This window comes from Microbacterium mcarthurae (assembly GCF_046064585.1).
Taxonomy (GTDB): Bacteria; Actinomycetota; Actinomycetes; order Actinomycetales; family Microbacteriaceae; genus Microbacterium; species Microbacterium mcarthurae.
Window position 1 is genome coordinate 953,979 of sequence record NZ_JAROCE010000001.1, and the last position, 20,275, is coordinate 974,253.

The 20,275-nt window shown below is 70.8% G+C and carries 19 protein-coding genes and 1 tRNA gene; 5 read left to right on the forward strand and 15 right to left on the reverse strand.

What is annotated here, in order from left to right:
• The first annotated feature begins 88 nt into the window (after positions 1–88).
• Complete coding sequence (locus P5G46_RS04650) at positions 89–361, forward strand: helix-turn-helix transcriptional regulator (RefSeq protein ID WP_239275101.1); 273 nt, start codon at positions 89–91, stop codon at positions 359–361.
• Between the two features lie 25 nt (positions 362–386).
• Here the strand turns inward: P5G46_RS04650 and P5G46_RS04655 are convergent, their stop codons facing one another.
• Positions 387–1,889 carry a sensor histidine kinase gene (locus P5G46_RS04655; RefSeq protein WP_408905079.1) on the reverse strand — a complete coding sequence of 501 codons (1,503 nt, stop codon included), beginning with the start codon at positions 1,887–1,889 and terminating at the stop codon, positions 387–389.
• The gene (locus P5G46_RS04660) at positions 1,886–2,608 is read right to left on the reverse strand and encodes a response regulator transcription factor (RefSeq protein ID WP_275437944.1); all 723 of its coding nucleotides are present in this window, start codon (positions 2,606–2,608) and stop codon (positions 1,886–1,888) included. Before P5G46_RS04660 ends, P5G46_RS04655 begins: the two co-directional genes overlap by 4 nt.
• Before the next feature lie 142 nt (positions 2,609–2,750).
• Here P5G46_RS04660 and P5G46_RS04665 point away from each other — a divergent pair, with 142 nt between their 5' ends.
• Positions 2,751–4,220, forward strand: a complete 1,470-nt coding sequence (locus P5G46_RS04665) for an ABC transporter permease (protein WP_408905080.1) — start codon at positions 2,751–2,753, stop codon at positions 4,218–4,220.
• 33 nt (positions 4,221–4,253) lie between these two features.
• On the forward strand, positions 4,254–4,979 hold the full coding sequence (locus P5G46_RS04670; RefSeq protein ID WP_408905081.1) for an ABC transporter ATP-binding protein: 726 nt from the start codon (positions 4,254–4,256) through the stop codon (positions 4,977–4,979).
• 22 nt (positions 4,980–5,001) lie between these two features.
• On the opposite strand, the gene P5G46_RS04675 is transcribed toward P5G46_RS04670, so the two are convergent.
• Complete coding sequence (locus tag P5G46_RS04675; protein WP_408905082.1) at positions 5,002–5,700, reverse strand: hypothetical protein; 699 nt, start codon at positions 5,698–5,700, stop codon at positions 5,002–5,004.
• Positions 5,701–5,957: 257 nt separating this feature from the next.
• Here P5G46_RS04675 and P5G46_RS04680 point away from each other — a divergent pair, with 257 nt between their 5' ends.
• Both P5G46_RS04680 and P5G46_RS04685 read left to right on the forward strand, forming a co-directional pair.
• Positions 5,958–7,544: a molybdopterin-dependent oxidoreductase gene (locus P5G46_RS04680; RefSeq protein WP_408905083.1), complete on the forward strand. Its 1,587-nt coding sequence runs from the start codon at positions 5,958–5,960 to the stop codon at positions 7,542–7,544.
• Between the two features lie 108 nt (positions 7,545–7,652).
• Entirely contained in the window at positions 7,653–8,765 is a 1,113-nt protein-coding gene (locus P5G46_RS04685; RefSeq protein WP_408905084.1) for an ATP-binding protein, read from the forward strand.
• Here P5G46_RS04685 and P5G46_RS04690 read toward each other — a convergent pair.
• The 12 genes from P5G46_RS04690 to P5G46_RS04745 all read right to left on the reverse strand — a co-directional run bounded on the left by P5G46_RS04690 (position 8,749) and on the right by P5G46_RS04745 (position 19,942).
• On the reverse strand, positions 8,749–9,324 hold the full coding sequence (locus P5G46_RS04690) for an isochorismatase family protein (protein WP_408905085.1): 576 nt from the start codon (positions 9,322–9,324) through the stop codon (positions 8,749–8,751). The genes P5G46_RS04685 and P5G46_RS04690 overlap by 17 nt on opposite strands.
• An 86-nt stretch (positions 9,325–9,410) precedes the next feature.
• A complete protein-coding gene (locus P5G46_RS04695) occupies positions 9,411–9,806 on the reverse strand; it encodes a hypothetical protein (protein WP_408905086.1) in 396 nt (131 codons plus the stop codon).
• 164 nt (positions 9,807–9,970) lie between these two features.
• Positions 9,971–10,046, reverse strand: a tRNA-Thr gene (locus P5G46_RS04700).
• Between the two features lie 71 nt (positions 10,047–10,117).
• A complete protein-coding gene (gene deoC / locus P5G46_RS04705) occupies positions 10,118–10,789 on the reverse strand; it encodes a deoxyribose-phosphate aldolase (RefSeq protein WP_375095851.1) in 672 nt (223 codons plus the stop codon).
• Between the two features lie 86 nt (positions 10,790–10,875).
• Positions 10,876–12,420, reverse strand: a complete 1,545-nt coding sequence (locus P5G46_RS04710; protein WP_408905087.1) for an alpha/beta hydrolase — start codon at positions 12,418–12,420, stop codon at positions 10,876–10,878.
• Positions 12,417–13,592, reverse strand: coding sequence for a DNA polymerase III subunit delta' (locus tag P5G46_RS04715; protein WP_239275112.1), 1,176 nt, complete (start codon positions 13,590–13,592; stop codon positions 12,417–12,419). Before P5G46_RS04715 ends, P5G46_RS04710 begins: the two co-directional genes overlap by 4 nt.
• 69 nt (positions 13,593–13,661) lie before the next feature.
• The gene (gene tmk / locus P5G46_RS04720) at positions 13,662–14,336 is read right to left on the reverse strand and encodes a dTMP kinase (protein ID WP_239275113.1); all 675 of its coding nucleotides are present in this window, start codon (positions 14,334–14,336) and stop codon (positions 13,662–13,664) included.
• Complete coding sequence (gene topA, locus P5G46_RS04725; RefSeq protein ID WP_408905282.1) at positions 14,333–17,041, reverse strand: type I DNA topoisomerase; 2,709 nt, start codon at positions 17,039–17,041, stop codon at positions 14,333–14,335. Before topA ends, tmk begins: the two co-directional genes overlap by 4 nt.
• A 389-nt stretch (positions 17,042–17,430) precedes the next feature.
• Positions 17,431–17,763, reverse strand: a complete 333-nt coding sequence (locus tag P5G46_RS04730; RefSeq protein WP_408905088.1) for a TadE family type IV pilus minor pilin — start codon at positions 17,761–17,763, stop codon at positions 17,431–17,433.
• On the reverse strand, positions 17,760–18,002 hold the full coding sequence (locus tag P5G46_RS04735) for a DUF4244 domain-containing protein (protein WP_239275115.1): 243 nt from the start codon (positions 18,000–18,002) through the stop codon (positions 17,760–17,762). The genes P5G46_RS04730 and P5G46_RS04735 overlap by 4 nt, the downstream gene beginning before the upstream one ends.
• A gap of 48 nt (positions 18,003–18,050) precedes the next feature.
• A complete protein-coding gene (locus tag P5G46_RS04740; protein ID WP_408905089.1) occupies positions 18,051–18,938 on the reverse strand; it encodes a type II secretion system F family protein in 888 nt (295 codons plus the stop codon).
• Positions 18,935–19,942, reverse strand: coding sequence for a TadA family conjugal transfer-associated ATPase (locus P5G46_RS04745; RefSeq protein ID WP_408905090.1), 1,008 nt, complete (start codon positions 19,940–19,942; stop codon positions 18,935–18,937). The genes P5G46_RS04740 and P5G46_RS04745 overlap by 4 nt, the downstream gene beginning before the upstream one ends.
• Between the last annotated feature and the right edge of the window lie 333 nt (positions 19,943–20,275).

Here is a 20,275-nt window from a genome sequence, read left to right on the forward strand (position 1 = left end):
TACATGCATTTCAATGCCGGTGTTGAATCACACGTGATGTGAGTCCGGATTCGCGTCTCGCGTTGTGTGCTTCGGCTACGATGGCCGGATGGGCCAGTGGACGTTCCTCACGAATCACGCCCACGTGCTCATCTACGTCGCCCGAGACCCGGGCGCGCGCGTCCGTGAGATCGCCGACGCCGTCGGCATCACCGAGCGAACCGCGCAGGGCATCCTGACCGACCTCGTCGACGCCGGGTACCTGCGACGGACGAAGGAAGGTCGACGCAACCGCTACGACTGCGTCGAAGACCTTCCTCTGCGGCATCCGCTCGAGGCAGACCACCGGATCGGAGAGTTGCTGCGGACGCTGCGCCCCTGATCAGGCGCGACGGCAGGCGTCGAATCTAGGAGTCCGTCGCTGCACGTGATCGATGCGCGGGCAGACGGACGGTGAACGTCGTCTCGCCGGGACGGCTGCGCACGGCGATAGTGCCACGATGCGCGACCACGATCGCTTGCGCGATCGAGAGTCCGAGGCCCGTGCTGCCGGCGTCACGGTTGCGTGCCCGATCGCCGCGCGTGAAGCGTTCGAAGAGTGTATCGGCCACCGCCGGGTCGATCCCCGGCCCCGTGTCGGTCACGCGGAGCACCGCCTCGTCGTCATCGCGTTCGATCGACGTCGTCACGATCGTGCCGGGCGGGGTGTGCGCGTGCGCGTTACGCAGAAGATTGGCCACCACCTGCCGCAGACGATCCTCGTCGCCCGGAACGGTCAGCGGGGCGTCGGAGGCGATGTCGAGACGCCACTCCCTCTCACGGTCGACGGCCTGTGCATCGCTGACGGCATCGATCGCCACGAGCGGCAGCTCGACGTCCTCCACCCGCAATCGCTGTCCGGCGTCCAATCGCGCGAGCAACAGCAGATCCTCGACGAGTGTGGTCATCCGACGGGCCTCCGACTCGATGCGCTCGAGCGAGCGCCGCTGCGTCGCCGTCATCGGCTCGGGCCCGGTCAGCGTCAGCTGGGTGTAGCCACGGACGCTGGCCAACGGCGTCCGCAGCTCGTGGCTGGCATCCGCGATGAACCGGCGGAGCTCGCTCTCGCTGTGAGCGCGGGCGGTCAAGGCCGCTTGCACATGCCCGAGCAGATCGTTCAGCGACGCCCCCACTCGCCCGACCTCGGTACGCGTGTCGGTGTCCGCCGCCTCGACGCGATCGGGGATCTCCGCGGGGCCTCGACCGAGAGTCCGCTCGGACACCCGCTGCGCGACGGCGGCGACGCGGTCCAGGGGGCGAAGCGCCCGCCGGACGAAGAACGACAGGCCCACGACCGCGGCGAGCAGCGTCACGGCTCCGACCGCGATGAGGATCGTCGTCAACGCGGACGTCGTGGCGGCAGCATCGGCGAGGGAGATGCCCGAGAACACGGTCGAGCCGTTCGCGCTCCGCGCCGCGACGCGGAACGTCCCCAGCTCAGCGCCGAGCTCGACGGTCACCGGCACCTCATCGGGCGGAACGCCGCGGGAAAGCACCGAGACCTGCTCGTCGGAGAGCGTCTGCACCGTGCCGTCGGAGCGGGTATAGCTCGATGCGACAGCGCCGTCGTCCGCAACCCTCACCAGCAAGGAGCCGATCCGCGGCGCCGGGCCGCGCCCCTCGGCGGGGACGCCGGCGCTGGCGCTCGGCGTCGGAGCACCGGTCGATTCTTCCGATGGCGGCCAGCCACGCCCGTCTCCGGGACCGCCGGCGAAAACGAGACCCCCGACGACCTGTTCGTCGAGTCTGTCGTAGACGAAAGCCCGCAATGCCGTCACCGTCGCGACGCTCATGAGCACGAGGGCGGTGGCGACGAGGGCGATGGCTCCGATCACCAGGGTCCGCTGGAGCGTCACCGGCCGCCGCGTCATGAGGCCTTGATCGTGTACCCGACACCGCGCACGGTGTGGATGAGCGGGTCACGGCCCGCATCGATCTTGCGCCGCAGGTACGAGATGTAGATCTCCACGACGCCGCTGTCTCCCCCGAAGTCGTACCCCCAGACGGCGTCGAGGATCTGCGCCTTGCTCACGACCCGCCGCGTGTTCTGCATCAGGTAGCGCAACAGCTCGAACTCCTTCGCGGTGAGCTTGATCTCGCTCCCCCCTCTGGTGACCTCGTACGCGTCCTCGTCGAGCGCGAGATCGCCGACGCGCAGGAGCGTGTCCGCCGCGACGGCGGCCGCGACGTGTCGCCGCGCCATCCCACGCAGCCGCAGGATCACCTCCTCGAGGTTGAACGGCTTGGTCACGTAGTCGTCGCCGCCGGCGGCGATCCCGGCGATGCGGTCCTCGACGGCATCCCTCGCGGTCAGAAAGAGCACCGGAAGGTCATCTCCCGCCGCTCGGATGCGCGTCAACAGCTCGATGCCGTCGAGGCCGGGCATCATCACGTCCAGCACGAGAAGGTCCGGACCGAAGCCGCGCATCAGCTCCAGCGCGTCACGACCGTTGGTGGCGGCCCGCGCGTCCCACCCCTCATTGCTCATCGCCATGCGCAGCAGCTCGCCGAGGTTGACCTCGTCGTCGACCACGAGGGCACGGATGGGCGAGCCGTCGGGACGAGTCAGCGGCGATCGAGGCGCGGGCATGGGGATCAGCATGCCGCGTCCGGGTCCGCGAGGCACGCCCTCCCGCACGTGCATAAACGGTTCATAGGAACGGTGAGGGAACGGTGAGGGCGGCGTTCCTACCTTCGGGTCCACGGCCGCATCCCGCGCCGGAAGGAGAAACATGTACTGGACGTACCTGCGGCGCGAACTCGCGGGCCGCACGAAACAGACCGTGATCGTCGCCATCGGGCTGGCTGTCGCGATCGCACTCGTCATCGTCGTCAACGCCCTTTCCGCGGGCGTGCGCGACGCACAATCCGAGGCGCTGTCGTCGGTGTACGGCGTGGGCACCGACCTGACCGTGACCGGGGCTCAGACGCAGCCCGCCGAGGGCGGCGGAGGTCCCCGCTTCGACTTCGGCGCCGAGGATGGATCGACAGAAGACGGCACGACATCGCTCAGCCAGTCGCGTCTGATGACCGACTTCCTGCGTGAGACGCTCGATGCCTCCACCGTGACCACCGTCGCCGATCTCGACGGAGTCGCCGCCGCGACGGGGGCCCTGTCGCTGACGAACACCACCTTCTCGGGCGAGATCCCCGACCGCAGCGCGATGTCCGGAACGGACGGCGCGCAGGGCGGCGGCATGGGCGAACCTCCCGCGGGCGGACCGAACGGAGACGGCGGGAGCGCGTTCGGCATCGAGTCGTTCAGCGTGCTCGGCGTGGACCCCGCAGCGACCGTGGGACCCCTGTCGTCCATCACCGTCTCCGACGGACGCGCACTCACCGCGGCGGACGCGGGGACCGACGTCGCCGTGATCGATGCGACCTACGCCGCTTCCCACGACCTCACCGTCGGCGGCACGATCGACGTGGGGGGCTCCTCCCTGCAGATCGTCGGCATCGTGGCATCCGCGTCGGCCGAAGCCGATACGGCCGCGAACGTGTATCTTCCCCTCGATGTCGCGCAGGAGCTCGCGGGCGTCGGCGACGTGGTCTCGACCGTCTATGTGCAGGCGGCATCCGCGGATGCCATCGACGCCGTGCAGAGTGAGGTGTCGGCCGCGCTGCCCGAGGCGACGTTGAGCACGCAGTCCGAGCTCGCCTCCACAGTGTCCGGGTCGCTGTCCAGCGCGTCGTCGCTGATCACGAACCTCGGCACGTGGCTGTCGATCGTCGTCCTGGCCGTGGCCGTGGCCCTGGCTGTGCTGTTCACCCTTTCGGGCGTCGCTCGACGTACGCGGGAGTTCGGCACCCTCAAGGCGATCGGCTGGTCGAACGGCCGGGTCGTCCGTCAAGTCGCCGGGGAGTCGCTCGTGCAGGGGCTCATCGGGGGCGCGGTCGGCCTCGTCCTCGGGCTCGGCGGCATCCTGCTGGTCAACCTGATCTCCCCCACGATCTCGGTGACGTCCGCGGCCACCGACTCCACCGCCCCGACCGGACAAGGGGGTCCTCGGATGGGCGGCCCCGGCGGTTTCGGTCAGGCGGCGCAGCAGGCCACGGACATCGTCCTCCACGCACCGGTGACGCCCACCGTCGTGGTCGCGGCGGTCGGCATCGCCGTCCTCGGCGGAGTTCTCGCGGGCGCCTTCGGCGGATGGCGCGCCGCCCGCCTCAGCCCGGCCGCCGCCCTCCGCGCCGTCGCCTGACCGGCATCCGATTCGTCCTTCGAAGGAGACATCATGACCATGACAGCTGCGTCCTCCATCGCCGATCCGGCCGCGAGCGCGACCGCCTACCGCCTCACGGGGGTCACGCGGACCTACCGACAGCGCGAACGGACGGTGACCGCCCTCGCGGGCATCGACCTTGAGATCGCCGCCGGCGACTTCGTCACGATCCAGGGGCCGACCGGGGGCGGAAAGTCGACGCTGCTGCAGATGCTCGGGGCCCTCGACCGCCCGACATCCGGCAGCGTGCGCCTCGGCGACCTCGATCTCGCCCGGGCGTCGAACCTCGACCTCGGCCGCGTCCGTGCCGCCGAGATCGGTTTCGTCTTCCAGGGGTTCAATCTCATCCCCACCCTCACTGCCGCCGAGAACGTCCACATGGGGCTCGAGCCGCTCGGCCTCGACCGCGACGAACGCCGTCGACGCGTCACCGAAGCGCTCGACCGCGTCGGCCTCGCCGACCGCCACGACCATCGTCCGGGTGAGCTGTCGGGTGGTCAGCAGCAGCGGGTGGCGATCGCCCGCGCCGTGGCCAAGCACCCCCGCGTGCTCCTGGCGGATGAGCCGACGGGGAACCTCGACGAACACATGCGCGACGAGATCCTGGACGTGCTGGACGCCCTCAATCGCGAGGGACTCACCCTCGTCGTCGTGACGCACGATTCCGCGGTCGCCCGCCGTGCTCGGCGACGGCTGCGCCTGGCGAAGGGCACCATCAGCGACATCACGCGCGCCTAGAGCCGCTGCGGCTGCCGGTGTCTCACCGCACCGGCAGCAGCGCGAACCCGAAGCAGGCGAGGCCGGCACCAGCGAGCAGGCCCGCATAGAGCCAGCGGTGATCCGTGCGAGCCAGCCGCGCGTAGACGAGGTTGACCCTCGCCGCCGTCGACGGGAAGAGCGACCACGCCCCCGCGAGACCCGCGAACGGTGCGGCGAGCGCGACGAGGAAGACCGCGAACGCCACGAGCCGCAGGGCGGGGTCGGCTGTCACCCCCTCGGTCACGCGCCCGGTCATGTACATGATGGGCAGCGTGGTGAAACCGATGACCGAGCACCCGAGCCCGAGGGCGACATAGCTCCACGGACGCGTCCGCGCGGTCACCGGCGCGGTCCGGGGCGTCGGGATCGGGGAGCGCAGCTTCCACACGGCGACCGCGGCGGCACCGACGAGGAAGACCGCGCCGGCGACGGCATCCACGCGAGCGTCGCGCACCGCCTCGGACGCGCGCTCCTCGGCCGCCGAGACGAGCGCTGTGGGATCGAAGCTCTGCAGCAGGAAGTACAGTGCGGTCGCCCCGACGGCGAGCCCGGCGATCATCCCCCCGATGCGGGACGCGACGCGCGTGTTCTGCGCCAGCACCGTCGTCGTGGCCGCGTACAGCGCCGGGTTCAGCCCCAGGCTGAGACCGAGTCCGACGAGGGTCGACAGTGCCGCGGCCCAGCGAGCGACATCGGTCACGACGGGCTCCTCTCGCACGGGCGGGCCGGATGCCACGGGGCGAACGCTCCACAGCGTAGCGGGGGCGAGACCGGAGTCGAGTGGCGTCGGCGGAGGTCCGGACGCACGCCGCGCGCGAACGGCGAGGGCACCCGGGCCACCGCATCACGGCGCCGGACTGTCGCGCGCGCTTGTCAAGCGGCATCCGTTCGACCCCCCGCTCCGAACAATCGGATGAGGGCGGTGCTTCGTGCGTCGTCGCCGACGAGAGGGATGCCATGACCACCGACACTGCGGCCCGCACCGATGACGCCACCACCGTCCGGCGGCCGCGCGCCTGGTTCTGGGCGTCTCTTGCCGGGCTCGTCTCGGCCGCCGCGCTGCTGGCCGTCGCCGAGCTGTTCGCGGTGCTCGTCGCCCGTTCGGCGAGTCCCGTCCTCGCGGTCGGGTCGTTCATCGTGGACATCGTCCCGCGCCCCCTGAAGGAGTTCGCGATCACCGTGTTCGGTGAGGCGGACAAGGTCGCGCTGCTGGTCGGAGTCGGCCTCGGGGCCGCGGTCGCCGCCGCGGTTGCGGGAATTCTGCAGTACCGCTTCCGGCCTGTCGGGGCGATCCTCCTCGGGGTGGGTGGCGCGCTGGCGACCGCCGCGATCATCACGCGCGCCGCGGCCGGTGCCCTCGCCTGGCTGCCTCCCGTGCTCGGCACCGTGGCGGGCGTCGTGCTCCTGGTGTTCCTCGTGCGGCGCCTGCGCCGCTGGGACGCCGCGGCGTTGGGCGATAACGCCACCGCCGCCGGCGTCAACCGCCGCGGATTCTTCCTGCTGTCCGGCATCGCGGCCGCCACCGCGGTCGTCGTCGGTGTGGGCGCCCGTGTCGTGAACGCCGCCACCGCATCGGTCGCCGCCGCCCGGGACGCCCTGCGGCTGCCGTCCGCCCGCAGCACGGTCACGATCCCCGAGGGCGCGTCGCTCGACGTGCCGGGCCTGTCGCCGATCATCACACCCAATGCCGACTTCTACCGCGTCGACACCGCGTTGACCGTGCCGAACGTCGACCCCTCGACGTGGCGCCTCCAGATCGAGGGCATGGTCGACCAGCCGATCGAGCTGAGCTTCGACGACCTCGTCGCCATGGGTCTCGACGAATACGGCGTCACCCTCACCTGCGTCTCGAACGAGGTGGGCGGCGGCCTCGTCGGCAACGCCATCTGGACCGGTATCCCCATCCGCGACGTCCTGCGCATGGCGGGCCCCCAGGCGGACGCCGACATGGTGCTCTCCGAGAGCGTCGACGGGTACACGGCATCCACTCCCCTGTCCGCCCTCACCGACGATGGACTGGATGCCATCTTCGCGGTGGCCATGAACGGCGAACCGCTCCCCTTCGAGCACGGCTTCCCCGTGCGCATGGTCGTGCCCGGGCTCTACGGGTACGTCTCGGCGACGAAGTGGGTCACCAAGCTGACGGTCACGCGATTCGATCAGGACGAGGCCTACTGGACGCCTCGTGGCTACTCGGCGGAGGCGCCGATCAAGATGTCGTCGCGCGTGGACACCCCCAAGATCGGCAGCCCGGTCTCCGCGGGCACCGTGCCCATCGCGGGAATGGCGTGGGCGCAGCCCATCGGCGTGCAAGCTGTCGAGGTGAGCATCGACGACGGCGACTGGCAGCAGGCGACGCTCTCGACTCCCATCAACGACCAGTCGTGGGTGCAGTGGGTGCTCGAATGGGATGCCGAGCCGGGTTCGCACTACATCACCGTTCGCGCGATCGACAAAGAGGGCAACGTCCAGATCCAGGAACCGGCCGCGATCGCCCCGAACGGGTCGAGCGGCTGGCAGCGGACGCTGGTCACCGTCAGCTGACCGCCGTCGGCGTGTGGTGCGTGTCAAGTCCTCGTCTGCGCTTTCCGGCGACGGGCAAGATCGGTTCATGCCTTCAGCAAGCATCCCGTCTTCGTCCGGTCCGATCGCATGAGCGTGGTCGAGGGTGACCCGGTCTCTCCTCTCGCGGATGAGCGGGACGGCTCCGACCGGCCGTTAGCGAGCCTGCGGCGCTCTCTGCCTCCCGACTGGGACGACCAGGTCGATCTCTTCGCCATCGTCAAGCTCGACGGCGGAGGCGTTGTGCGCGGGTGGAACCCGGGCGCGGAGCGCATCAAGGGGTACACCGAGGACGAGATCGTCGGGACGCACTTCTCGCGGTTCTACCGGGAGGAGGATCGCCGACGGGGCCTTCCCGATCGTCTGCTCGCCGCCGCGCAGCGCGACGGGCACGTGGAAGACACGGGGTGGCGGGTCCGCAAGGACGGTGGCGAGTTCTGGGCCCGCGTGACGATTTCCGCGATCCGCAGCGACGCGGGGCAGGTGCGGGGTTTCGTCAAGATCGTCCGTGACCTCACGACAGAGAAGCGCGTCGAGGAGGAACAGGCGGCATTGCAGCGCACCTTCGCGCACGATCTGCTCTCGCCCGTCACCGCGATCCGCGGATACCTCGACCTGCTCGTCGACGAGTTGCCGGCCGACCACCGGATCCTGCGTCTGGCCACCGAGGCCAGCGACCACATCGTCGCGATGGCGCAGGCCCTGTTGGCCGACACGCACGCGCGTCCCCAACGCGGGCGGCGACGTACGACGATGGACCTCGTGACCCGCGGGGCGGTCGCCCTCGTCCTGCCGGGCGCTGGGCCCGACCGCGCCGTTTTCGGTCGGATGGATGCCGTGCCCGTCCTCGGGGACGTCCTCGGCCTGCGCCGTGCGGTGGCCAACGTGCTGGAGAACGCCGCGAAGTACTCCGACGACGCGATCGACGTCTGTGTGCGCGAGACCGACGAGGGCGCGGCGGTGACCGTGAAGGACCGGGGGCGAGGCATCCACCCCGACGACCTCCGGACGGTGCTGCGCGAGGGACAACGCGGACGGCTCGCCGATGCCGGCGACGGCGGGAACGGGATCGGCTTGGCCAGTGTCCGGCAGATCGTGGAGGAGCACGGCGGCACCGTGCGCATCGCGAGCGAGCTCGGCGTCGGAACGACCGTGACGCTGACGATCCCCCGCGCCGACGACGAGGTCACTCCGATCGAGTGAGCCGGGCCCCCGCCGATGCGATCTCGTCGAGCGCGGCGGCGCTGGAATCCGGGTGCACGCCCGCGACGAGGTCGGTGAGAACGCGCACGCCCCGGCCGGCGGCGATCGCGTCGAGCGCGGACGCGCGCACGCAGTAGTCGGTCGCGATGCCGACGACATCGATGTCGCGGATGCCGTGCTCTTCGAGGATGTCGTCGGCGGTGAGGCCGTCGTCGGTCACCCCTTCGAAGAGGGAGTAGGCGGGTTTTCCCTGCCCCTTCTTGAGGTGGTGCGTGACACGGCTCGTGTCGAAGACCTCGTCGTAGTCGGCGCCGTAGGTCCCGCCCACGCAGTGCACGGGCCACGTGTCGACGAAGTCCGGCTCGGCCGAGAAGTGGCCGCCGTTGTCGTCGTCCCCGTTGTGCCAGTCGCGGGACGCGACGACGATCGCGTAGTCGTCGGCGTGCGCGTCGAGGTAGCGGGAGATGCGCGCGGCGACCTCGTCTCCCCCGACGACCCCGAGCGCACCGCGTTCGGTGAAGTCGTTCTGGACGTCGACGATGAACAGTGCGCGGCTCATGCTCCGAGCCTACGCTCGGCGGCGGAAACCGGCGCCGCCGCTACTGGGGGGGCGCGGCCTCCGCGGGCGAGGAACGGGGGCCCGCGTCAGCCGCGGGCGAAGAGCAGCACGACCGACACGGCGAAGGCCACCAGCCCGAGGCTCAGGACTCCCGTCGCCGCCAGCGCGACGAATCGCACGAGCGGTGACGAGCGGGTGAGCCGCATGCGGTGCTGCGAGCCGCGGCGATAGAAGATGTCGGTCATGTCGGCCACGCCCACCTTCGCCTCGTCGTGGTGTGACAGCGGCGCTTCGTTGACGCCGCCCTCGTCGTCGAACCACCGCACGACGCGATGGTCGCCGAGGTCTTCGACGACGGCGCGAGCGGGGAGCCACGTGCCGTCGGCGACATAGAGGATCAGCGCGACGACGGCCAGCAGGGTCCCGGCACCGAGGCCCACCCATGTGAACAGCTCGATGACGACATCGAGGACGTTCGACACGGGGGCTCCTGCGGGCGGGGCGACGATCTCCGCGCCGAGGCGCGACGGGTGGGTCCTCCAGCTTATCGGGCGGCGGCGGGTGCGCCGTCGTCGTCGCACCGTGCGGGCCCACCCTCGGGGTGGGAAGGACGAAAGGCCCGGAAGAACCCGGGCCTTTCGTGATGTGGAGCCGCCTAAGGGAATCGAACCCTTGACCTATTCATTACGAGTGAATCGCTCTGCCGTCTGAGCTAAGGCGGCGCGCGCCGCTGACGCGTGCACGATCATCGATCTTACATGCTCAGCGGGCTGCCTGACCAATCGGGCGGGGGTCAGTAGTCGCCGCTCGCTGCGCGGTCGGCGAGGATGTCGCGGCTCGATGACAGGCCGAGGCGCGTCGCGCCGGCGGCGATCATCTCTTCGGCCGCGGCGCGGGTGCGGATGCCCCCGGATGCCTTGACCTCGGCGCGGTCGCCGACCGTCTGCTTCATGAGCCGCACGGCGTGCACGCTCGCGCCGCCGGCGGGGTGGAAACCGGTGGAGGTCTTGACGAAGTCTGCACCGGCGGCGACGGCGGCCTCGCAGACGGCGACGATCGCATCGTCGGACAGTGCCGCGGATTCGATGATGACCTTCAGGACGGTCGGCGCGGGAACCGCGGTCCGCACGGCCCGGATCTCGGCCTCGACGACCTCGTAGCGTCCTTCGACGGCGGCACCGATGTCGATGACCATGTCGATCTCGTCAGCGCCCTGCGCGACCGACAGCGCGGCCTCGGCGGCCTTGACCTCGGCGTGGTGCTTGCCGCTGGGGAAGCCGCAGACGACGGCGACCTTGAGCCCCGCCGGCACCTCGACAGGGAGGAACGAGGGCGACAGGCACACGCTGTAGGTGCCGAGCTCCGCGGCGTCGGCAATGGTGCGCTCGACATCGGCGCGGGTGGCCTCAGGCTTGAGCAGCGTGTGGTCGATGAAGGTGGCGAGGTCGGCGGCGGACGGGGTCATGATGCTCCTTCGGGCGGGGACGACGACAAGCCTACGTTCCCGACCCCGTCGACGCTCGTGTGCGTGCTGCTTCGCGGGACCCAGGATCAGCCGCAGCGCAGACCGTCCTCGGGGATCGTGCCGTTGATCAGGTAGTCGTCGACGGCATCCGTGACGCAGGCGTTGCCCTTGTTGTACCCGAGGTGCCCCTCTCCGACGTTGGTGACGAGGACGCCCTGCTCGAGCTGGGACGCCAGGCTCACCGCGCCGTCGTACGGCGTCGCCGGGTCTCCGGTGGTTCCGATCACGACGATGGGCGGCGAGCCGGGCGCGGTGATGGGCTCGCGCACACCGGTGGGCGGGACGGGCCACGACGCGCACGGGTCTCCTGCGCCGGCCCAGTACGGCGCGACGACGGGGGCTTGGGCGTCGAGCTTCTGCTGCAGCGCCGCCAGATCGGCATCCGTCCCCTCGTCGGGGTAGTCCATGCAGTTGTAGGCGACGAAGGCTTCCATGGTGTTGCCGTCGTATTCGTCACCGATGCGCCCGTTGTAGAAGTCGGCGAGCTGGAAGGCGACGTCGGCGCGGCCGTCGCGCGCGTCGGAGAGGGCGGACCTCAGGTAGGGCCAGCTCTCTTCGCTGTACAGGGCCGCGGTGATCGCGGTCATAAGGGAGTCACCGCCGAGCTGACGCCCGTCGGCGGCGGGAATCGGGCGGGCGTCGACACGAGCGAGGAGCGCGGAGAGGTCGGACATCGCGTCGTCGACGCTGCCGGCGAAGGGGCACTCGTTCGTGTTGAGGCAGTCGGCCATGAACGCGCGGAGCGAGTTCTCGAAGCCGACGGCTTGCCGCAGTGACGTGTCGGTTCCGGAGACGCTCGGGTCGATGCCGCCGTCGAGCACCATGCGGCCGACACGTTCGGGGAACAGCCCGGCGTAGGTGGCTCCGAGGAACGTCCCGTACGAGAACCCGAGGTAGTTGAGCTGAGGGTCGCCGAGCACCGCGCGGAGCACGTCCATGTCGCGCGCGGAGTTGTCGGTGGTGATGTAGGGCAGGATGCCGTCGCTGCGCGCCTCGCAGGCCTGCGCGAACTCGCTGGCGCGCTGGTCGAGGGCGGCCTCGCGCTCCTCGCTCCCCCGTGCCCCGGGCGGGATGTCGTAGAGGTACGCGTCGAGCTGCGGAGGGTCGTAGCAGGTGACGGCGGTGGACTCGCCGACTCCGCGCGGGTCGAAGCCGATGACGTCGTACGCGTCGGTCAGCCGGTCGTCGACGAGCACCGACAGGGCCTGCTTCATCAGCGAGACGCCGGCGGCGCCCGGCCCGCCGGGGTTGGTCAGCAGCGAGCCGATCGGCTCGCCCGACGTCGCGCGGTGCCGCACGACGGCGAGTTCGAGCTCGCCCACGCTCGGGTCGGCGTAGTCGCGGGGGACGGTGACACGCGTGCAGTCGAAGCCCGTGCCGCACTCCTCCCAGTCGAGGGTTTGCCCGTAGTACGGCAGAAGCTCGGCGGGTACCCCGTCGGTCTGCGGGGCCAGTGACGCGCCGTCGTCGGGCGCGATCGGCGGGATCTGGGCGTAGAGGCATCCGGACAATGCGACGGCGAGCGCCGCAACGCCCGCCACGGCCGTGACGAGCCGTCGACGCAGGCTCACGGCGCCGACCCGTTCGCGACGGTGATGAGCAGACTCTCGAGCGCGAGCAGCGGGGCGGCGTTCTGCTCGAGGTTGCGGCGCGTGTCGGTGATGCGGTCGAGCACCCCGAGCGTGCGCGCGGGGGTCCATTCGGCGGCGAGGGAGCGCAGGGCGTCGATCCTTTCGGCGTTGACGAGGTCGCCGTCGCGCCCGTACTGCAGCATGACGACGTCGCGGAAGAGCGACTGGAGGTCGGTGAGAACCCGATCGATGCCGTCGCGGAGGCTGCGGGTGGCACGGCGCTTCTGGTCGTCTTCGAGGGCGTTGAGCTGCCCGCGCACGCTGGGCGGGACGGCCGCCCCTTCGGCGACGCCGAGGGTGCGCAGCAGGGTGCGGCGCTCTTCCTCGTCGCGGGTGGCGGTGAGTGCCTTCGCGTCGTCGGTGGCGAGACGCACGATGTGCCCGGCGACCTCGACGGCGTCGCTGATGCCCCGCACGGCGAGCACGGCCGAGAGCGTCTCGGCACGGCGCGCGCGGGCGTCGTCGTCGGTCGCGAGGCGCTGGGCCATGCCGATGTGCCGCTGCGCGTGGCGCGCGGATTCTTCGGCGACGTCGGCGGGGACGCCCGTGCGCTCGACGATCAGGGAGGCGACGTCGGTGACCGACGGTTCGCGCAGGCGCAGCACGCGGACGCGGGAGCGGATCGTGGGCAGCAGGTCGGCGTCGCTGGGGGCGCACAGCACCCAGACGGTCTGCTCGGGCGGCTCTTCGAGTGCCTTGAGCAGGACGTTCGAGGTGCGCTCGGCCATGCGGTCGGCGTCTTCGACGACGATGACGCGGTAGCGGCCGAGCGAGGGGGCGAACGACGCGCGCTCGACGAGCCGGCGGGCCTCGTCGATGCGGATGACGACCTGCTCGGTGCGGAGGGCCGTGAGGTCGGGGTGGGTGCGGGCGAGCACCTGGCGCTGGGCGGCTTCGTCGCCGGGATCGGCGATGAGGGCGGCCGCGAACGCGTAGGCGAGGGTGGAGCGGCCCGACCCGGGAGGTCCCGTGATGAGCCACGCGTGCGCGAGGGCGGCCGGGTCGGTGGCGGCGGCGCGGAGGGTTTCGACCGCATCGTCTTGGCCCCACACGGCGTCCCACGGGAAGGGGGCGGCGACGGGTCGAGGGGGCGAGTCCACGGCGGCCGACATGGGTTCCACCCTAATCGCGGGCGCCGACACGGCCGCTGTCGATCCGCTGAGCGTCGGCGGCTGGCACGGTCAGGACAGTCGGGATGCCACGGCCTCGCGGACGCGCTCGGCGAGCGCGAGCGCGGGCTCGGTGGCATCCAGGACCAGGAAGCGATTCGGCTCGTCGGCGGCGAGGGCGAGGAACGCGGCGCGCACGCGCTCGTGGAACTCGGCCTTCTCGGCTTCGAGCCGGTCGAAGGGCTTGTCGTCGGCGTCGAGGCGCGCGCGGGCTGCGGCGGGGTCGAGGTCGAGCAGCACGGTGAGGTCGGGGAGGAGTCCCCCGGTGGCCCACAGCGAGAGTTCGCGGACGTCGTCGGCGTCGAGCACGCGACCGGCGCCCTGGTACGCCACCGACGAGTCGAGGTACCGGTCTTGGATGACGACGTCGCCGCGCGCGATGGCGGGCTGCACGACGGTCTCGATGTGGTGGGCGCGGTCGGCGGCGTAGAGCAGGGCTTCGGCGCGGGGCGCGATGTGGCCGCGATGGTGGAGCACGATGTCGCGGATGCGGACGCCGACGTCGGTGCCTCCCGGTTCGCGGGTGCGCACGACCTCGCGACCTTGCGCCCGCAGCCATTCCTCGAGCAGTGCGGCCTGTGTGGTCTTTCCGGCGCCGTCGCCGCCCTCGAAGGTGAGGAACAGCCCGGGCCCCCCGGCTGCTGCCGCGCGGGGGGCGTGGGGCGGCCGGGGAGACGCGCCGGTCACGACTTCTTCGCCGGGGCCTTGCGGGTGGTGGTCGTCTTCTTCGCCGCGGTGCGCTTCGGGGCGGGGCCCTTGGCGCGCTTGTCGGCGATGAGCTCGACGGCCCGCTCGAAGGTGATCGCCATCGCGTCCTCGCCGCGCGGCACCGTGGCGTTGGTCTCACCGTCGGTGACGTAGGGGCCGAAGCGACCGTCCTTGAGCTTGATCGGCTTGCCGCTGACCGGGTCGGCGTCGAACTCTTTCAGCGCGCTGGAGGCACGACGCGCCCCGTACTTGGGCTCGGCGTACTTGGCGAGGGCCTCTTCGAGCGTGATGTCGAAGATCTGCTGCTCGGAGTCGAGCGACCGGGAGTCGGTGCCCTTCTTCAGGTACGGGCCGAAGCGACCGTTCTGCGCGGTGATCTCCGCCCCGGACTCGGGGTCGACGCCCACGACGCGCGGAAGCGAGAGCAGCTGCAGCGCGGTGTCGAGGTCGATGGTGTCGACCGACATCGAGCGGAACAGCGACGCGGTGCGGGGCTTGGGCGCAGCTTCCTTCTTGGCGCCACGCTTCTTCGGCGCTTCGACGACCTCGCCGGTGGCCTGGTCGACCTCTTCGGGCTCTTCGGCCTCGATTTCTTGCACGTACGGACCGAAGCGGCCGTCCTTGACGACGACGAGCTTGCCGTTCTCGGGGTTCTCTCCGAGGACGCGGTCGCCGGCGACGGGGGCGTCGATGAGCTCCTGCGCCTTCTCGGGGGTGAGCTCGTCGGGGGCGAGGTCTTCGGGGATGTTGACGATGCGGGGCTTGGCGTCCTCGGGTGCGCCGGGCTCGACGACCTCGAGGTAGGGGCCGTACTTGCCGAAGCGGAGGGTCGCGGTGTCGGTGATGCGCGTGGAGTTGAGCTCGCGTGCGTCGATCTCTCCGAGGTTCTCGACGATGTGGCGCAGACCCACCTGCTTGTCGGAGCCGAAGTAGAAGGCCTTGAGCCACTCGGTGCGGCGCTGCTCGCCGCGGGCGATGGCATCCAGGTCGTCTTCGAGCGCGGCGGTGAAGTCGTAGTCGACGAGGTCGGCGAAGTGCTGTTCGAGGAGCCGCACGACGCTGAAGGCGAGCCAGCTGGGCACGAGCGCCTGTCCGCGCTTGGTGACGTAGCCGCGGTCGAGGATCACGCCGATGATGCTCGCGAACGTCGACGGGCGACCGATGCCCTTTTCTTCGAGGGCCTTGACCAGGCTCGCCTCCGTGTAGCGGGGCTTGGGCGAGGTGCTGTGGCCTTTGGGCTCGACGTCGCTGATCGCCAGCTCGTCGCCCACGGCGACCGCCGGGAGCGACTGGTCGGCGTCGTCGTCGTTGCGCTTCTCGTCGTTGCCCTCTTCGTAGGCCTCGAGGAAGCCCTTGAAGGTGTAGACGGTGCCCGACGCGGTGAACTCGGCGTTCTTCTCCCCCGCCTGGACGGCAAGGGTGACCGTGGTGGTCTCGTACTTGGCATCCGACATCTGGCTGGCGATGGTGCGCTTCCAGATCAGGTCGTACAGCTTCTGCTCGTCGCGGTCGAGCGCGGAGGCGACCGACGCCGGGGTGCGGAAGTCTTCGCCGGAGGGGCGGATGGCCTCGTGCGCCTCTTGCGCGTTCTTGGACTTGCTCTTGTAGACGCGGGGGTTGGCCGGGACGGCCTTGTCGCCGTACAGCGCCACGGCCTGCGCCCGCGCGGCCTTCACGGCCTGCGTCGACAGCGCCGTGGAGTCGGTACGCATATAGGTGATGTACCCCTTCTCGTAGAGACGCTGAGCGACGCCCATGGCGTGCTTGGCGCTCATCGAGAGCTTGCGACCGGCCTCCTGCTGCATGGTGGAGGTGGTGAAGGGGGCGCGGGGGCTGCGGGTTCCGGGCTTGGCCTCGACCTTGGCGACCGTGGCCTTAGCCGCGGCGACGATGTCGGCGGCGAGCGCGCGGGCCTGCGCCTCGTCGAGCACGACGACGGCCTTCTTGAGCTTTCCGTTGTCGTCGTAGTCACCGCCGCGGGCGAGCGGGGCGCCGTCGAGACGGTTGAGGCGCGTGGTGAACGAGGAGCCGGACTTGGATGCCAAGGCCTCGACGTCCCAGTACGTGGCCGAGACGAACGCCATGCGCTCGCGCTCGCGCTCGACGACCATGCGGGTGGCGGCGGACTGGACGCGGCCGGCGCTGAGAGCAGTCCCCTCGCGGCCGGAACCGACCTTGCGCCACAGCACGGGCGAGACGTCCCAGCCGTAGAGGCGGTCGAGGACGCGCCTGGTCTCCTGCGCGTCGACGAGCGACTCGTCGAGGTCGCGGGTGTGCTGGACGGCATCCTGGATGGCGTCCTTGGTGATCTCGTGGAACACCATGCGGCGCACGGGGACCTTGGGCTTGAGCACCTCGCGCAGGTGCCACGCGATGGCCTCGCCCTCGCGGTCACCATCGGTGGCGAGCAGGACTTCGTCGGCGGACTTCAGGGCACGCTTGAGCTCGGCGACCGTCTTGGTCTTGCGGTCGTTGACGACGTAGTACGGGTCGAAGTCGTTCTCGACGTCGATGGAGTACTTGCCGTAGGCCGCCTTCTTGTCGGCGGGGATCTCCTTCTTGGAGGCGAGGTCGCGGATGTGCCCGACCGAGCTGAGCACTTCATAACCGTCGCCGAGGTATCCCTGGATCGACTTCATCTTCGTCGGGGACTCGACGATGACGAGCTTCTTGCCGTTTGCCACTGGGGTCCTTTCTTCGTTGCACACCATACACACGCCTTCCTGGTCGGGATCCGGGAGGTCGTACGCGGTCGAGACATCGGGCGGTCCTGCCCGCGAGCGTGCAGCGAACGGAATCCCACCGTACGCGGTACCGACCGTGACCGTCGCGACGAGGCCGTCGACATCGCATCCGTTCAGGTTCACACCACCCGCGCTCGCCACCTCCGCGGCCGCCTCGCACGGCACCCCGGGGATGGCGCCGCTGACGGTGTCGGCGGCGGCGAGCGCCGCGGCATCCGCGATCCCCGCGACACGCTGCGCCTGCACGGCGGCGCCGGCGACGACCGCGAGGCCGACGGCGGCGACGGCGACGGCGGCGACCACGCCGACGGCCGAAACGCTCCCCGCCATCACTCGCCCCCGTCGAGCGCGCACGAGCGCGCGGTGAGCGGTCCGAAGGGAAGAGGAATAGGGACCGGCGCCGAGGCCTCGACGCAGACGAGTCGATCGCGCCGTTCGACGGAGATCGTGGCGCCGACGCCCGCGACCACCTCTCGAGCGCGGCCGTCGTCACCGCGGCCGAATAGCCGCGCCGACTCCGCGGCGGCGTGCTGCAGACGCACCGCCGTCGCGCCGGCGGCGAGAGCACCCAGGCCCAGCGCCAGGACGAGGATGACCGCGGGGAGGGCCACGGCGAATTCCGCCGCGACCGCTCCACGGTCGTCGTGCAGAGGACGTATCACTGCACCGTCAGCGCTCGGCGCACGAGGTCGGTCAAAATGCCCCGCACTTCGTCGGACCGCATGATGACGACCAGCAGCCCCGCGAAGGCGACAGCGGCCATCGTCGCGATCGCGTACTCGGCGGTGGCGGCCCCGCGGTCGTCCAGGAACAGGAACGACGCACGACGGGAGTCGAGCCGCGGGGGCGCGGGCAGAGGACCGACTGTGGGCAGGGGACGAGGGGCGAGAAACCGGAACATAGGACTCCTTCTTCTAGGGGTGTGGGCACGAGCGGGGCCGACCACGGGCTAGACGGGCACGACAGTGGAGCGGACGATGCCGAGCACCGCGGGAACCACGGCGAGGAGCAGAAACGCGGGCAGAGTGCAGACGCCGAGGGGGACGAGCAGCCGCGTCGACAGCCGCGCGGCCGCTTCTCGCCCTCTCGTGCGTGCGCGGTGCCGCGCAAGCCAGGCTTCGCCCCGGAGGAGGTCTACCGCTGGCGCCCCCGCGCTCATCGACAGGTCGAGTGCCGCGTCCACGCCCTCCGGTGGCTCGGCCTCCGCGAGACTCCGGTGCCCGTCTGCGAGTTCGCGGGCGCGATCGATCGACGCCCCCGATGCCAGAGCGAGAGCGAGGAGTTCGGCACCCCAGCCCGGTATGCCGGGCGAGGGTCGGGCGCGTCGGGCCAGACGTGAGGTCCAGACGTGCGAGATTCCGACCAGCATCAGCCCGCCGATCACGCAGCAGGCGCCGAAGGGCTCTCTCACCACCCGCAGCAGATCGAGCCCGAGAACACATCCCAATGGCACGCCCAGGAGCGGCAACCACGTCAGCAAGCGCGCGGTAGCCGCAGGTTCGGCCAGCGCGACGGTCACCTCGGCTCTCACCTCCGTGGCGGCTTGCAACGCCGCCACAGCGGATCGCAGGGTGTCGGCGAGCGGCGCCCCGACGTTCACCGCCACCGCCCAAACTGCCGCGATGTCAGGCCAGGCACCCTCGCCCGAGCGCAACACGGCGGCGACATCTCCCCCCGATTCGGCGGCGTGCGCCGCACGCACGAGCAGGGGGTCGCCGGCCTTCGCGAGGTGGGCCCAGGCGGACGCCACGGCCACCCCCGCGGTGAGGAGGACAGCCAACCGCATGGTCGTCTCGATGATGACGGCGTCGGAGTCCTCTCGGCGGGCAGTCCTCACGGGCGGGGCTCCTCGACGATCGCCAGCCGCCCGTCGCGCAGAACGGGCCGGCCCAGTCCGGCCACGCGCCGGAGTCCTGCCACGCGCTCGACGTGAATGACGACGTGCAGCGCGCTCACCCCCTGGCGCGCGAGGGCCACGGCATCCATTCCTGCCAGCGCTCCGAGGGCTTCGAGCCTCGCGGGAACCTCGGCGAGCCCGCGCGCGTGCAGTGTGCCCGCCCCGCCGTCGTGACCGGTGTTCAGCGCGAGAAGGAGTTCCCGGATCTCGGCGCCGCGGCACTCCCCCAGCACCAACCGGTCAGGCCGCATGCGCAGCGCCTCACGAACGAGCCGCGCAAGGTCGACAGCGCCGGCACCCTCGATGTTGGCCTGGCGCGCCTCCAGCGAGACATGATGCGGGTGTCGGGGGCGCAGCTCCGCCACTTCTTCGATGGTCACGATGCGCTCCGTCGCCGGAACGCGCGACAGCAGCGCCGACAGAAGTGTGGTCTTGCCCGCCCCCGTCGCGCCCGTGATCAGCACGTTGGATCGAGCGGAAACGGCCGCCTCCAGGCGATCGCGGACCGGGCCCGACAGCATTCCCGTGTGCTGCAGCTCGTCGAGATCGGGAGCGTCCCACCGCGGAACGCGGATCGATATGGCCGTCCCCCGCGCGGCGACCGGAGCGAGCACGGCGTGCACACGTAGCCCCCGTTCGATGCGGACATCGACACACGGAGACGCGTCGTCGAGATGCCGACCACCGAGCGCGATCAAGCGCACAGCGAGATGTCTCACCTCGCTCTCGCTCGCCCGCCACGACGGCACGCGGACCGGGCCGGCACCGCGATCGATGAAGAGGCCGTCCTCGCCGTTGACGAAGACGTCGGTCACCGCGGGGTCATCGAGAAAGGGGCGCAGAAAGGCGAGCGAGGGCTCACCCCAGGGCGGCGATGGCGCGAGCGACGGAGCCGCGGACGACCGGGGCGAGGTCGGGACGGGAACGAGGCGGGGGGAAGTCACGCCGACAACGTAAAGAAAGCGCCGCCGACCGCGCGGGGCTCGCTGCCGATTGCGTGAAGCGTTCGGCCGATCGCCCGCCTGAGGAGAACCCGCGCCAGGCATGTCGGCGGAAAAAAGAGGGGGCGGCATCCCGTCAATGGGGGGCGAGGGATGCCGCCACGCGCCGGGGAAAAATTGGGGGGCTCCCCCCGACGCGCTGCCGAACGATGTTCGGGCAAGTCCAGCGTACGCAGGCGAGCAGCGAGCACCAACTCATATATCTCGATAAGCGAGCGATATATCAGGCGGGTCGCGGAGGAGGGATGCCAACTATCGGAGGTAACCGCCGTGCGA

What these genes read in the sequence shown, in the direction of transcription:
- P5G46_RS04650 (WP_239275101.1), top strand. Translation starts at nt 89, where the DNA reads ATGGGCCAGTGGACGTTCCTCACGAATCACGCCCACGTGCTCATCTAC.
- P5G46_RS04655 (WP_408905079.1), bottom strand. Translation starts at nt 1,889, where the DNA reads ATGACGCGGCGGCCGGTGACGCTCCAGCGGACCCTGGTGATCGGAGCC.
- P5G46_RS04660 (WP_275437944.1), bottom strand. Translation starts at nt 2,608, where the DNA reads ATGCCCGCGCCTCGATCGCCGCTGACTCGTCCCGACGGCTCGCCCATC.
- P5G46_RS04665 (WP_408905080.1), top strand. Translation starts at nt 2,751, where the DNA reads ATGTACTGGACGTACCTGCGGCGCGAACTCGCGGGCCGCACGAAACAG.
- P5G46_RS04670 (WP_408905081.1), top strand. Translation starts at nt 4,254, where the DNA reads ATGACCATGACAGCTGCGTCCTCCATCGCCGATCCGGCCGCGAGCGCG.
- P5G46_RS04680 (WP_408905083.1), top strand. Translation starts at nt 5,958, where the DNA reads ATGACCACCGACACTGCGGCCCGCACCGATGACGCCACCACCGTCCGG.
- P5G46_RS04685 (WP_408905084.1), top strand. Translation starts at nt 7,653, where the DNA reads ATGAGCGTGGTCGAGGGTGACCCGGTCTCTCCTCTCGCGGATGAGCGG.
- P5G46_RS04690 (WP_408905085.1), bottom strand. Translation starts at nt 9,324, where the DNA reads ATGAGCCGCGCACTGTTCATCGTCGACGTCCAGAACGACTTCACCGAA.
- deoC (WP_375095851.1), bottom strand. Translation starts at nt 10,789, where the DNA reads ATGACCCCGTCCGCCGCCGACCTCGCCACCTTCATCGACCACACGCTG.
- P5G46_RS04715 (WP_239275112.1), bottom strand. Translation starts at nt 13,592, where the DNA reads ATGTCGGCCGCCGTGGACTCGCCCCCTCGACCCGTCGCCGCCCCCTTC.
- P5G46_RS04735 (WP_239275115.1), bottom strand. Translation starts at nt 18,002, where the DNA reads ATGTTCCGGTTTCTCGCCCCTCGTCCCCTGCCCACAGTCGGTCCTCTG.